The 13,437-nt window shown below is 63.0% G+C and carries 14 protein-coding genes; 8 read left to right on the plus strand and 6 right to left on the minus strand.

The window, feature by feature from the left end:
- Positions 1-58: 58 nt before the first annotated feature.
- The 6 genes from E8E78_RS21055 (at position 59) to E8E78_RS21080 (ending at position 5,344) form a co-directional block, all read left to right on the plus strand.
- The gene (locus E8E78_RS21055) at positions 59-1,117 is read left to right on the plus strand and encodes an extracellular solute-binding protein (protein WP_016501055.1); all 1,059 of its coding nucleotides are present in this window, start codon (positions 59-61) and stop codon (positions 1,115-1,117) included.
- A gap of 129 nt (positions 1,118-1,246) precedes the next feature.
- On the plus strand, positions 1,247-2,053 hold the full coding sequence (locus tag E8E78_RS21060) for an alkaline phosphatase family protein (protein WP_016501056.1): 807 nt from the start codon (positions 1,247-1,249) through the stop codon (positions 2,051-2,053).
- Positions 2,050-2,901, plus strand: coding sequence for an ABC transporter permease subunit (locus E8E78_RS21065; protein WP_061203664.1), 852 nt, complete (start codon positions 2,050-2,052; stop codon positions 2,899-2,901). Before E8E78_RS21060 ends, E8E78_RS21065 begins: the two co-directional genes overlap by 4 nt.
- The gene (locus E8E78_RS21070; protein WP_061203663.1) at positions 2,891-3,685 is read left to right on the plus strand and encodes an ABC transporter permease; all 795 of its coding nucleotides are present in this window, start codon (positions 2,891-2,893) and stop codon (positions 3,683-3,685) included. The genes E8E78_RS21065 and E8E78_RS21070 overlap by 11 nt, the downstream gene beginning before the upstream one ends.
- Position 3,686: 1 nt before the next feature.
- A complete protein-coding gene (locus tag E8E78_RS21075) occupies positions 3,687-4,676 on the plus strand; it encodes an ABC transporter ATP-binding protein (RefSeq protein WP_059395325.1) in 990 nt (329 codons plus the stop codon).
- A 14-nt stretch (positions 4,677-4,690) separates the two neighbouring features.
- On the plus strand, positions 4,691-5,344 hold the full coding sequence (locus tag E8E78_RS21080; RefSeq protein WP_059395326.1) for an HAD family hydrolase: 654 nt from the start codon (positions 4,691-4,693) through the stop codon (positions 5,342-5,344).
- A gap of 113 nt (positions 5,345-5,457) precedes the next feature.
- Here E8E78_RS21080 and E8E78_RS21085 read toward each other — a convergent pair whose 3' ends face one another.
- Positions 5,458-6,420, minus strand: a complete 963-nt coding sequence (locus tag E8E78_RS21085) for an NAD(P)H-quinone oxidoreductase (protein WP_016485313.1) — start codon at positions 6,418-6,420, stop codon at positions 5,458-5,460.
- A gap of 140 nt (positions 6,421-6,560) precedes the next feature.
- Here E8E78_RS21085 and E8E78_RS21090 point away from each other — a divergent pair, with 140 nt between their 5' ends.
- Both E8E78_RS21090 and E8E78_RS21095 read left to right on the plus strand, forming a co-directional pair.
- Positions 6,561-8,642, plus strand: a complete 2,082-nt coding sequence (locus E8E78_RS21090; RefSeq protein ID WP_196304834.1) for a carboxy terminal-processing peptidase — start codon at positions 6,561-6,563, stop codon at positions 8,640-8,642.
- 118 nt (positions 8,643-8,760) lie between these two features.
- Positions 8,761-9,729 carry an EAL domain-containing protein gene (locus E8E78_RS21095; protein WP_059395328.1) on the plus strand — a complete coding sequence of 323 codons (969 nt, stop codon included), beginning with the start codon at positions 8,761-8,763 and terminating at the stop codon, positions 9,727-9,729.
- An 87-nt stretch (positions 9,730-9,816) separates the two neighbouring features.
- On the opposite strand, the gene E8E78_RS21100 is transcribed toward E8E78_RS21095, so the two are convergent.
- The 5 genes from E8E78_RS21100 to pcaQ form a co-directional block, all read right to left on the minus strand.
- Positions 9,817-10,185: a hypothetical protein gene (locus E8E78_RS21100; RefSeq protein ID WP_016501064.1), complete on the minus strand. Its 369-nt coding sequence runs from the start codon at positions 10,183-10,185 to the stop codon at positions 9,817-9,819.
- A complete protein-coding gene (locus tag E8E78_RS21105) occupies positions 10,182-10,520 on the minus strand; it encodes a helix-turn-helix transcriptional regulator (RefSeq protein WP_016501065.1) in 339 nt (112 codons plus the stop codon). Before E8E78_RS21105 ends, E8E78_RS21100 begins: the two co-directional genes overlap by 4 nt.
- Positions 10,521-10,630: 110 nt before the next feature.
- Positions 10,631-11,071 (minus strand): YkvA family protein, encoded by a 441-nt coding sequence (locus E8E78_RS21110; protein WP_059395329.1) that lies wholly within the window; start codon positions 11,069-11,071, stop codon positions 10,631-10,633.
- Between the two features lie 288 nt (positions 11,072-11,359).
- On the minus strand, positions 11,360-12,124 hold the full coding sequence (locus E8E78_RS21115; protein ID WP_016501067.1) for an FKBP-type peptidyl-prolyl cis-trans isomerase: 765 nt from the start codon (positions 12,122-12,124) through the stop codon (positions 11,360-11,362).
- A gap of 228 nt (positions 12,125-12,352) precedes the next feature.
- A complete protein-coding gene (pcaQ, locus tag E8E78_RS21120; RefSeq protein ID WP_016501068.1) occupies positions 12,353-13,285 on the minus strand; it encodes a pca operon transcription factor PcaQ in 933 nt (310 codons plus the stop codon).
- Positions 13,286-13,437: the final 152 nt, after the last annotated feature.

Raw genomic sequence — 13,437 nt, forward strand, 5'->3', positions numbered from 1 at the left:
GGCAACGGCTTCACTCATAACAACGATCGGTTAAAGGCACCCACCCAAGGAGCTACGGATGAAAAAGTTGTTCATGGCGTCACTGCTCGGTTCGGCCATCGCGTTCTGTACCTCGGCCATGGCCGAGGACCTCAAGGCCCTGGAAGATGCCGCCCGCAAGGAAGGCACCGTCAACAGCGTGGGCATGCCCGATGCCTGGGCCAACTGGAAAGGCACCTGGGAAGACCTGGCCAGCAAGTACGGCCTCAAGCACAGCGACACCGACATGAGCTCGGCCCAGGAAATCGCCAAGTTCGAAGCCGAGAAGGACAACGCCAGCGCCGACATCGGTGACGTGGGTGCCGCCTTCGGCCCCATCGCCGTGACCAAGGGCGTGAGCCAGCCGTACAAACCAAGCACCTGGGACCAGGTGCCGGAGTGGGCCAAGGACAAGGACGGCCACTGGGCGCTGGCCTATACCGGTACCATCGCCTTCATCATCAACAAGGACCTGGTCAAGGAAGAGGAACGGCCGAAAACCTGGCATGACCTGGAAAAAGGCAAGTACAAGGTCGCCATCGGCGACGTCGGCACTGCCGCCCAGGCCGCCAACGGGGTGCTCGCCGCCGCCATCGCCTACAAAGGCGACGAAAGCAACGTGGCGCCGGGCCTGCAACTGTTCACCAAACTGGCCAAGGATAAGCGCCTGTCGCTGGCCAACCCGACCATCCAGACCCTGGAGAAAGGCGAGGTGGAAGTCGGCGTGGTGTGGGATTTCAACGGCCTGAGCTACCGTGAACAGATCGACCCCAAGCGCTTTGAAGTGCTGATCCCGTCGGATGGCTCGGTGATCTCCGGCTATACCACGGTCATCAACAAGTACGCCAAGCACCCCAACGCGGCCAAACTGACCCGTGAATACATCTTCAGCGATGCCGGGCAGATCAACCTGGCCAAGGGGCATGCCCGGCCGATCCGTGCCGAGCACCTGAAGCTGCCGGCAGATGTGCAGGCCAAGTTGCTGCCTAACGAGCAGTACGGTGCCGCCCAGCCGATCAAGAATGCCGAAGCCTGGGAAGCCACCTCGAAGAAACTGCCGCAGATGTGGCAGGAGCAAGTGATCATCGAGATGGAGTAAAGGGCTAGCTTGCCTAGTGCCTGACCCGGCCCCTTCGCGGGCACGCCCGCTCCCACAACCACCGTGCAAAACCCTGTGGGAGCGGGCATGCCCGCGAAGAAGCCAACGCGGTTTATGACTGGAGCCACCATGCAACACAACGTCATCCTGGTCCTGCTAGACGGCCTGAACTATCAGGTCGCCCACCACGCCATGGGCCACCTGCATGCCTATGTCGAGGCCGACCGCGCCGCGCTGTACCGCGTGGAATGCGAGCTGCCGTCGCTGTCACGGCCGCTGTACGAATGCATCCTCACCGGCGTGCCGCCGATCGACAGCGGCATCGTGCACAACAACGTCAACCGCCTGTCCAACCAGCGCAGCGTGTTTCACTACGCCCGCGAAGCCAACCTGGGCACCGCAGCGGCGGCCTATCACTGGATGAGTGAGCTGTACAACCGCTCGCCTTTCGACCCGCAGCGCGACCGCCACACCCACGCGCCAAAGTTGCCGATCCAGCACGGGCTGTTCTACTGGGACGACCGTTACCCCGATTCGCACCTGCTGGCCGATGGCGAATACCTGCGCCGCCGCCATGCCCCCAACTTCCTGCTGGTTCACCCGATGAGCATCGACGATATCGGCCACCGCCACGGCCTGGATAGCAGCCAGTACCGCAACGCCGCCCGCAGCGTCGACATCCTGCTGGCCGACTACCTGCCCGGTTGGCTCGAAGAGGGCTATCAGGTGCTGGTCACCGCCGACCACGGCATGAACAACGACCGCTCGCACAACGGTTTGCTGGCCGAGGAGCGCGAAGTGCCATTATTCGTCTTCGGCGACGCGTTCAGCCTGGACCCCGCGGCCAAGCCGTTGCAGACCGAGCTGTGCGGCACCATGTGCGAGCTGCTTGGCGCTGCCCACGACAAGACCGTGTGCCGGGAGCTGCTGAAGTGACTGCACCCAAGCGCAGCGGCGCCCGTGGCCGCTACCTGGCCCTGCTCTGCCTGCTGCCGTTTGCCGTGTTCTTTGTCGTCTTCCAGATTGCCCCGCTGGCTTGGGTAGCGATCAACAGCGTGCAATCGGAAGCGGGCTGGGGCGTCGAAAATTTCAGCAAGGTATTCAGCTCGAAGTTCTACCTGCAGGCCCTGCAACGCAGCCTGGAAATCAGCTTCTGGTCGAGCCTGTTCGGCATCGTCATCGCCACCCTTGGCGCTTATTCGCTGCGCCAGGTGGACTCGAAACTGCGCGACTTCGTCAGCGCCTTCGCCAACATGACCAGCAACTTTGCCGGAGTGCCGCTGGCCTTCGCCTTCATCATCCTGCTCGGTTTCAACGGCGCGCTGACGCTGCTGCTGAAGCAGATCGGCCTGCTGGAAGACTTCAGCATCTACTCCAAAAGCGGGCTGATCCTGGTGTATACCTACTTCCAGATCCCGCTGGGCGTGTTGCTGCTCTACCCCGCCTTCGACGCCCTGCGTGAAGACTGGCGCGAGTCGGCCGCGCTGCTCGGTGCCAATCACTGGCAATACTGGCGGCATATCGGCTTGCCGGTGCTGACCCCGGCACTGCTGGGCACGTTCGTCATCCTGCTGGCCAATGCCCTGGGCGCCTACGCCACCGTGTATGCGTTGACCACCGGCAATTTCAACGTACTGCCGATCCGCATCGCTGGCCTGGTGGCCGGCGACATCAGCCTCGACCCCAACCTGGCCAGCGCCCTGGCGATGGTGCTGGTGGGGCTGATGACGCTGGTCACGGTGGTGCATCAATGGCTACTGAAACGGAGCTACCATGCGCGCTGACACCCGTTCCGGCGGCTGGTACCACCGCATCGTGGTCTACCTGCTGTTCCTGATCCTGCTGTTGCCACTGGCCGGCACCCTGCTCTACTCGCTGGCCACCAGCTGGTCGGCCAGCCTGCTGCCCAGCGGCCTGACCCTGAAATGGTACGTGGCGCTCTGGAGCGAGCCGCGCTTCCTGGCCGCCTTCGGCCAGTCGCTGCTGGTGTGCCTGGGCGCGCTGCTGCTGTCGGTGGTGCTGATCCTGCCGCTACTGTTCGTGGTGCACTACCACTTCCCGCAGCTCGACGCGCTAATGAACATCCTCATCCTGCTGCCGTTCGCGGTACCGCCGGTGGTGTCGTCGGTGGGGCTGCTGCAGCTGTATGGCAGCGGGCCTATGGCCATGGTCGGCACGCCCTGGATCCTGATCGGCTGCTACTTCACCATCGCCCTGCCGTTCATGTACCGGGCCATTACCAACAACCTGCAGGCGATCAACCTGCGCGACCTGATGGACGCCGCCCAGTTGCTCGGCGCCAGCACCTGGCAGGCCGCGCTGCTGGTGGTGCTGCCAAACCTGCGCAAGGGCCTGATGGTGGCGCTGCTGCTGTCGTTCTCGTTCCTGTTCGGCGAGTTCGTGTTCGCCAACCTGCTGGTCGGCACCCGCTACGAGACCCTGCAGGTGTACCTGAACAACATGCGCAACAGCAGCGGCCACTTCAACAGCGCACTGGTGATCTCGTACTTCGCCTTTGTGCTGGTACTGACCTGGGTCGCCAACCGCCTGAACAAGGACAAGACCTGACATGAGCTTCGTCAGCGTACAGAAACTGCAGAAAAGCTACGCCGGCAGCCCGGTATTCGAGAACATCGACTGCCACATCGAACGCGGCGAGTTCGTTACCCTGCTAGGCCCGTCCGGCTGCGGCAAGTCCACCCTGCTGCGCTGCATCGCCGGGCTTACTCCGGTAGACAGCGGGCAGATACTCCTCGACGGCCACGACATCGTGCCGCTCAGCCCGCAAAAGCGTGGCATAGGCATGGTGTTCCAGAGCTACGCGCTGTTCCCCAACATGACTGTGGAACAGAACGTAGCTTTTGGCCTGCGCATGCAGAAGGTCAAGGCCGACGAAAGCCAGGCCCGGGTGCGCGAGGTGCTGGCGCTGGTGGAGCTGGGCAACTTTGCCGGGCGCTACCCGCACCAGCTGTCTGGCGGCCAGTGCCAGCGCGTGGCCCTGGCCCGCTCGCTGGTTACCCGCCCTCGCCTGCTGCTGCTCGACGAGCCATTGTCGGCACTGGATGCGCGTATTCGCAAACACCTGCGCGAGCAGATTCGTGCCATCCAGCGTGAACTTGGGCTGACCACCATCTTCGTCACCCACGACCAGGAAGAAGCGCTGACCCTGTCCGACCGCATCTTCCTGATGAACCAGGGGCGTATCGTGCAGAGCGGCGATGCCGAAACCCTCTACACAGCGCCTGCGGACCTGTTTGCCGCCGGCTTTATCGGCAACTACAACCTGCTCGACGCCGACAGCGCCAGCCGCCTGCTGCAACGCCCGGTGGCCAGCCGCCTGGCGATCCGCCCGGAGTCGATCACCCTGGGCGTGAATGGCGAACTGGACGCAGAAGTACGCAGCCACAGCCTGCTGGGCAATGTAATTCGCTACCGAGTGAACGTGCGCGAGGTGGAACTGGTGGTCGACGTGCTCAACCGCTCGCCAGCCGACCTGCACGCGGACGGAAAACGCGTTAGCTTGTCCATCGACCCGACAGCGCTGCGGGAAGTGGCTTAAGGAGATTCAACGCAATGGCACTGGCAATTTTCGATCTGGACGAAACCCTGATCCACGGGGACTGTGCGTCGCTGTGGAGCGAGCAGATGGCCCGGCTGGGCTGGGTCGACGGCAAGGACTTCCTGCGCCGCGACCGTGAGCTGATGGAGGCCTACGGCAAGGGCCACCTGCAGATGGAGGACTACATGGCCTTCAGCCTGGAGCCGATCGCCGGGCGTACCCTGGAGGAGGTCGAGCATCTGGTTGAGCCGTGGGTCGAGGACGTGATCGAGCCCATCATCTACGGCGACGCCTGCCGCTGCATTGCCGAGCACCGCCAGCGTGGGGACCGCATTCTGATCATTTCCGCTTCGGGGACGCACCTGGTCGGGCCCATTGCGGCGCGCCTGGGGGTGGATGAATACCTGGCGATCGAGCTGGAGGCGGTGAACGGGGTGTATACGGGCAAGACTCACGGGGTACTGACCTACCGCGAAGGCAAGATCACCCGGCTGCTGGAATGGCTGGATCAGGAGCAGGAGAACCTTGAGGGAGCGAGTTTCTATTCCGATTCACGCAATGACCTGCCGCTGTTGCTGAAGGTGGATCACCCGCATGTGGTGAACCCGGATGCGGTGTTGCGCGAGCATGCCCAGACCAATGGCTGGCCAATCCTTAGCTGGTCCTGAGGATTTGTGTGGGCCTCTTCGCGGGTACGCCCGCTCCCACAGGTATCACCACACGCTCGGACATTGTGGGGTCCCTGTGGGAGCGGGCGTGCCCGCGAAGGGGCCGGGCCTGCTTACACCAGGCTTGGGTCGATCACCATTACCAGCTTGCCCGACACCTGGTTGGTCTCAAGCTCGGCATACGCCGCCTGAGCGAACTCGACAGGATAAGTATCGACCAGCTGCGGCGACAAACGCCCTTCGGCGAACAGCGGCCACACCTGCTGTTGCAGCTCGCGCAGCAGCTCGGCCTTGAAGCCGTCGTCACGGTTGCGCAGCGTAGAGCCGGTAATCTCAAGGCGCTTGCCCAGCACCTGGGCCAGGTCCAGCTCAAACTTGCGCCCACCCATCAGGCCGATGATCACCCAACGGCCGTCACGGGCCAGCAGCTTGAGGTTGAGCTCACCGTAGCTGGCGCCCACCGGGTCGAGAATGACGTCGAACGGCCCGAAACCTTCCAGTGCATCCAGGTTCTCGTTACGTACCACCCCCCCCGCAGCGCCCAGCGCCTCGCAATAGGCCAGGCGATCCGGCGAGCCGACGCTGACCCACACCGGGCTGCCGAATGCCTTGCACAGCTGGATGGCAGCCGAACCAACGCCACTGGCGCCAGCATGCACCAGCACCTTCTCACCGGCCTTCACACCCCCTAGCTGGAAGATGTTCAGCCAGGCGGTGGCATACACCTCCGGTAACGCTGCCGCTTCATGCAGGCTGAGCCCTTCGGGCACCGGCAGTACATGACGGGCATCGACCACCACTTCCTCGGCCATGGCACCGCTGGCCAGCAGTGCGCACACACGGTCGCCCACGCGCCAGTCGGCACCGGCGCCCACTTCCTCGACCACACCGGCGCATTCCAGGCCCATGTACGGGCTGGCGCCCGGCGGTGGCGGGTACAAACCTTTCATCTGCAGCAGATCGGCGCGGTTCAGGCCCGCAGCAGCCACGCGAATGCGCACTTGGCCCGCGTCACAGGCCGGGCGTTCGGCCTCGACCCACTCCACATGTCCGTCAACGCCTTGCAATGCCTTCACAGTGCCTCCATAGTTGAATCATGACTGGGCCTGGGGAACGCACACCCCAGGCTTTTTGCAGTATTTGCCCGGTTCCATGGAACCGGCAACGGAAAAGACGGCCTACTATGCGTGATCAATTGCCTCCACGTCGAATCAGCATGAAGCATTTCCTCCCAAGCACCGCCCTCGCTGTAATGATCGGCCTGGGCAGCCTCGCGCTCGGCGGCAATGCAGCGGCCGCCAACAAGTGGGACGGCCTGCAGCCGGACCGCGACGAGATCGTAGCCAGCCTCAACGTGGTGGAATTGCTCAAGCGCCACCATTACAGCAAGCCGCCTCTGGACGATGCCCGTTCGGTCATCATCTACGACAGCTACATCAAGCTGCTGGACCCGGCGCGCAGCTACTTCACCGCTGCCGACATTGCCGAATTCGACAAGTGGAAAACGCAATTCGACGATTTCCTCAAGAGCGGTAACCTGGACCCGGGCTTCACCATCTACAAACGCTACCTGGACCGCGTCAAGCAGCGCCTGGACTTCGCCCTGGCCGAGCTGAACAAAGGCGTGGACAAGATCGACTTCACCGCCAAGGAAACCTTGCTGATCGACCGCAAGGACGCCCCGTGGATGAAGGACCAGGCCGAGCTCGACGACCTGTGGCGCAAACGCGTCAAGGACGAAGTGCTGCGCCAGAAGATCGCCGGCAAGGAACCCAAGCAGATCCAGGAAACCCTGACCAAGCGCTACAAGAACCAGCTGGCGCGCCTGGACCAGACCCGCGCCGAGGATATCTTCCAGGCCTACATCAACACCTTCGCCCAGTCCTACGACCCGCACACCAACTACCTGTCGCCGGACAACGCCGAAAACTTCGACATCAACATGAGCCTGTCGCTCGAAGGCATCGGCGCGGTGCTGCAAAGCGACAACGACCAGGTCAAGATCGTGCGCCTGGTGCCGGCAGGCCCGGCAGCCAAGACCAAGCAGGTAGCCCCGGCCGACAAGATCATCGGCGTGGCCCAGGGCAACAAGGAAATGGTCGACGTGGTCGGCTGGCGCCTGGACGAAGTGGTCAAGCTGATCCGTGGCCCGAAAGGCTCGGTGGTACGCCTGGAAGTCATCCCGGCCAGCAATGCGCCGAGCGATCAGACCAGCAAGGTCGTGTCGATCACCCGTGAAGCGGTAAAACTCGAAGAGCAGGCGGCGAAAAAGTCGGTGCTCAAGCTCAAGCAGGACGGGCGTGACTACAAGCTGGGCATCATCGAGATCCCGGCCTTCTACCTCGACTTCAAGGCCTACCGCGCCGGTGACCCAGAGTACAAGAGCACCACGCGTGACGTGAAGAAACTGCTCACCGAACTGCAGAAGGAGAAAGTCGACGGCGTGGTCATCGACCTGCGCAACAACGGCGGCGGCTCGCTGCAGGAAGCCACCGAACTGACCAGCCTGTTCATCGAGAAAGGCCCGACCGTACTGGTGCGCAACAGCGACGGCCGCGTCGACGTGCTGGAAGACGAAAACCCGGGCGCCTTCTACAAGGGCCCGCTGGCCCTACTGGTCAACCGCCTGTCGGCCTCGGCGTCGGAGATCTTCGCCGGCGCCATGCAGGACTACCACCGCGCGCTGATCATCGGTGGCCAGACCTTCGGCAAAGGCACCGTGCAGACCATCCAGCCGCTCAACCATGGCGAGCTGAAGCTGACCCTGGCCAAGTTCTACAGGGTTTCCGGGCAGAGCACCCAACATCAGGGCGTGCTGCCGGACATCGACTACCCGTCGATCATCGACACCAAGGAAATTGGCGAGAGCGCCCTGCCCGAGGCCATGCCCTGGGACACCATTCGCCCGGTCGTCAAGCCGGCGGCCGACCCGTTCAAGCCTTACCTGGCCATGCTCAAGGCGCAACATGAAGCGCGCAGCGACAAGGATGCCGAGTTCACCTACATTCGCGACCGCCTGGCCCTGACGCAGAAGCTGATGACCGAAAAAACCGTCAGCCTCAACGAGCAGGATCGCCGTGCACGCCACGACGAAATCGAAGCCAAGCAGCTGGCGCTGGAAAACATCCGCCGCAAGGCCAAGGGTGAAGAGCCGCTCAAAGAGCTGAAGAAAGAGGACGAAGACGCGTTGCCGGTCGAAGATGAAAACACCAAGCCGGAGGACGACGCCTACCTGTCCGAAACCGGTCGTATCCTGATCGACTACCTCAGCGCCAGCACCAAGGTGGCCAGGAAGTAAGCCGCAGCGGCAGTGATGGCAGAATAATGTGACCTGTCATCAAACAGTCATCGCGCTGTCGTGAAATACGGGGGCCGGGCATGCAGATGCCCGGCCCTTTCATTTTCAGGAATACGTCATGACCGTCGCCGAACAGCTCAGTGCCTTGAGTGCCATCCTGGCTCAACGCAGCATTCACAGTCTGTTCCAGCCGATCATTTGCCTGAGCGAACAACGGGTTTTCGCCCATGAAGCGCTGAGCCGCGGGCCGTCCAACAGCCCGCTGCATGCACCGCTGAACCTGTTCAGTATCGCCCGCCAGGCCGGCCGCCTGACCGAGCTGGAAGCCGCCTGCCGGGAAAGCGCCTGCCGGCGCTTCAGCGAGCAACAGCTGCAGGGCAAGCTGTTTCTCAACATCTCGCCCGAATCGTTGCTGGAGCCACACTACCCGTCCGGCCTTACCCTGAAGCTGCTGGAGCAGGTCGGCCTGCCGCCCAGCCGGGTGGTGATCGAGCTGACCGAGCACACCCCGACCGACGATTTCCAGCTGCTGTCCAATGCCCTGCATCACTACCGCGACATGGGCTTTTCGATTGCCCTCGACGATCTGGGCGCGGGTTACTCGAGCTTGCGCCTGTGGTCGGAGCTGCGCCCCGAATACGTGAAGATTGACCGCCACTTCATCGACGGCATCCACCGCGACCCGCTCAAGCGCGAGTTCGTTGGCTCGATCTTGCAGATTGCCAGGGCATCGAAGGCACAGGTGATTGCCGAGGGCATCGAGCTGGCGGAGGAGCTGGCGGTGCTGACCGATATGGGTGTGGATCTGGTGCAAGGCTACCTGCTGGGGCGGCCGCAAGAGCTGGGGGTGTGGGAAAGCAGGCCTTTACCGACGCCGATGAGCGCGCCACTGGCTGGACAGCCGACGGTGCGTCTCAATGCGACGCTTGGGCAGTTGCTGGAGCTGTTCGAGCGGCATCAGCATCTGGAGGCATTGCAGGTGGTGGATGCTGATGGCAGGGGTTGTGGGGTGGTCCACCGGCATGGTTTGCCTGCCCTGGCCCTATCGCCGGCAAGCCAGCTCCCACAGGTTCACCACAGGCCTTGAGCCTTGGCTGTATCTGTAGGAGCAGCACAAGGCTGCTCCTACAGGCCGGTGGTATACCGGCAGGAGGAAGCGCGCTGATGCTGACAATCAGGCTGTTTCTGGGTAGCTGTACTCGAACACCCGAACCACCTCGGAAGCATGCCACGACGCCGCCTCCATGCCATCGACCGGCCCGGCAAAGCGCCCCAGCCGTTCGACACATTCAAAGAAGCCGGTACGCGGCAAACGGCTGGCGCCCTGGCTGATCACCAAGGAGCTGCGCAACGGCTGCTCGGCACGGGCATCCAGTACCGCCAGGTACTCCAGCGCAGCGGTCAGCGTCTGCATGGCAGGGCTAGGCAGTTGCAAACGCTCAATCAGCGCTCGGTAGGTCAGCAAGTGACGTTGACGACGGGCCAGGTCAAGCTCGCCCAGCAGGTTATCCCAGTGCTGACGGCTGATCCTGACCTGGCTCATGATGGCTCGCTCCAGCCAGCCACCCCCAGATGCCAGGCCAAGGCGCGGCGGATGGCAGCATCCGGCTGGCGTTCGCCCGACTCGATCATGGCCAGATACGCCGGGCTCACCCCGACATTGCGCGCCAGTTGCTCAGGGGCAATCCCTTTGGCCTGGCGAATCTGCGCCACTTCGCTGAACGCCGGCAATGGCGCCACGGCAGCTGAGCCAGGCTCTTCGCTGACGACCGCCTCGGCAGGCGCCTGCCCCGCCGCCTTGAGCAGTGCCTGGTACTGCTCCCAGGGAACGACGGCGTACTCGGGTTGACCGTCCCGGCTAATGACCTGAATACCCATTACAAACCCCTTAAAAAAGGATTACAGCATGTAATCCGTAGGCATAACCCTTATGCCAATTATATTACCAACTCCGGGGTCTGTCCGGTTGAGTGCAGTTCAGGCTGTTTTCATTGCGTTTTGCGCTCCAGCCCCAGCGCTTGCGGGGTAGCCGGCAGGCGCTCGACCACGCGCAGCCGCTCGGGTGCCTGGCTGTCGCGCCAAACCTTGAAGCGCGCCAGTTCGTCGGCCACGGTCTTCAGCACCCAGCCCAGCACCGCGATGTCATCGAGAAAGCCCACGCCCAGCAACCAGTCGGGTATGGCATCGATGGGGCTGACGAAATACAACAGGCCGGCCACGATGGTGACCAGGGCCTTGGGGCTGATGGCGCGGTATTCGCCACGCCACCACGCCAGGCACAGCGACTGCAGCAGTTTCACGTCCTCACGCAACCGGCCGATGCGTGGGCCTTTGCGGGCCACTGCAAACAGCAGGGCCGGCAGCCGACCACGGCTGAGCAGGCGCTCGGCCAAGGGCAGGAAACGGGCAAAATTCCAGGGTGCGCTCATGGAGCCTCCAGGCGGAACAGGTTATCCACATTTATTGTGGATAACCTTGTGAACAGGGTCGCGTTTCTGAGCCCAGGTGCCTGCCAGGCAAGGCCCACGGTCAGATCGGGCGTTTTTTACACAACCGTTTCAAGCCGTGGGTACCTGGTCGCAAACGATTTGCGCCAGAAACATCCTACATCTACTAGCTGCATTTCCTCGGACAGTATCAGTTGTTGCTGGTTCGTCCAATCGCCACAAACGAAAACGCCCCGTCAGGACGGGGCGTTTTGCAAGAACCAACCAGTGTTACTTGGCAGGTGCTTCAGCAGGCGCTTCAGCTGGAGCCTCGGCTTCCGGCTCGCCACCCTGCAACTGGGCCGGATCCTTGATGGCGATCAGTTCCAGGTCGAACACCAGTACCGAGTTCGCCGGGATCAGCGGGCTTGGGCTTTGTGCGCCGTAGGCCAGTTCAGCCGGGATGAAGAGCTTGTACTTCTCGCCAACGTGCATCAGCTGCAGGCCTTCGACCCAACCCGGGATCACACCGCTGACCGGCAGGTCGATCGGGCTGCCACGCTCGACAGAGCTGTCGAACACCTTGCCATCGATCAGCTTGCCTTCGTAGTGGACAGTGACCACGTCGGTCGGCTTGGGCTGCGGGCCATCAGCTTTCTTGACCACTTCGTACTGCAGGCCCGAGGCAGTGGTGACCACGCCTGGCTTCTTGGCGTTTTCTTCGAGGAACTTCTTGCCGGCGGAGGCGGCTTCTTCGCTGGCCTTGGCCAGGCGCTCCTCGGCGCGTTTCTGCAGGGCGGTGAACGCCTCTACCAGCTCTTCGTCCTTGATGCGTTGTTCTTTCTTGCCAACGGCGTCTTCGATACCGAGGGCGACCGATTTCGAATCAAGGTCTTCCATGCCTTCCTGAGCCAGGCTCTTGCCCATGTTCAGGCCGATACCGTAGGAGGCTTTCTGCGCCGGAGTCTTCAGCTCGGGGCTGCTGGCTTGTTGATCACAGCCAGCCAGTACCAGGCCTACCAGGGCAACCGCAGCCGCCAAACGATGCTGTTTCATGCTATTTCCTTGTTCATGCGCCATAAGGGCAATCAGGGTAAAGCCGCGAGCTTAGCAGGCGGCCATGACCAATGGCTACCGGCATAGGAGCGGGTTTTGGTAAGGAAGTTCAGTAGTTAAACGGTAATTCATGCTGGGCTTGCAGCCACTGGCCAGTATTGACCGGTTGTGCCGTTTTTGCCCGGTTCTACAGGGGATTTATTTCGCTGGACTCTGAAAGGCCTGCACTCAGGGGTAGTTGCCGTCCCGGTACTCCCCTGCCACCTCGCGCAACACCTCGCACACCCACTGCCCAGGCAGGCTCTGCGGCAAGGCGGCATTGCGGCAGATCCCCACCGAGCCGCCCGGCTCGCGCACGCCCAGGTCGAGCTCGACCAGCTCACCACGGCGCAGGTCGAGCAGCACCGCGTCGCGCGGCGCTACCCACAACGCATCGCTGCCCAGCAGGTAGCGCCGGCTCAGGGCCAACGACAGGGTTTCCAGGCGCTGCGCCGGCATCTGGATGCCGCATTGCACAAACAGGCTGTCGGCATGCTGGCGGATGGTGGTGCCCGCCGGCGGCAACACCAACGGGTAACGCCCGACCTTGGCGCGCTCGACCGGCGTGGCGGCCAGCAGCGGGTGGCCCGGGCGTACCACCAGGCTCATCGACTCGCTGTACAGGTGCTCGAACGAAAGGCCCTGGATCTGTGGGCTGTCGGTCATGCGCCCGACCACCAGTTCCAGCTCACCCAGACGCAGTTGGCCGAGCAGCTGCGCGCTGACCCCCGTGGCCACACTGATGACCAGCGCTTCATGGCGCTGGTGCAGGCGGCACAGCACCTCGGGCATGAGCAGGCCCTCGACCGTCGACAGCACGCCAACGCGCACCTGCGACGGCGCCCGCGCTTCGCCGCGCAAGCTACTGACGCCATCGCGCAGGGCCTGCACGCTGGGCCCGGCATAACGCATGAAACGCGCCCCGGCCGGGGTCAGCTCGACGCCTTGGCGGCTGCGCGCGAACAGGCGCGCTTCCAGCAGGCCTTCGAGTTCCTTGAGGGTCTTGGAAATTGCCGGCTGGCTGATCGCGAGCACGTCGGCAGCCCTGGCCAGGCTGCCCTGCCGGGCAATCTCCAGGAAGCACAGCAGGTGGCGGTATTTGATGCGGGTGTCGAGGTTCATGGCAGCAAGCTTACCGCATCGCTACCTGCGGCGTATCCAGGTCTGCCGCACCGTACTCACACCTGCCCTTGCATACCTAGGCCGGTGACACACCTGTCACTTCTGCCAGTAGCCGATCCAGGCCAAGCATCGCTCAATAGGCGTTCAGCGGT

Origin of the sequence: Pseudomonas sp. BN505 (genome assembly GCF_029873175.1) — a bacterium.
Lineage (GTDB): Bacteria > Pseudomonadota > Gammaproteobacteria > Pseudomonadales > Pseudomonadaceae > Aquipseudomonas > Aquipseudomonas putida.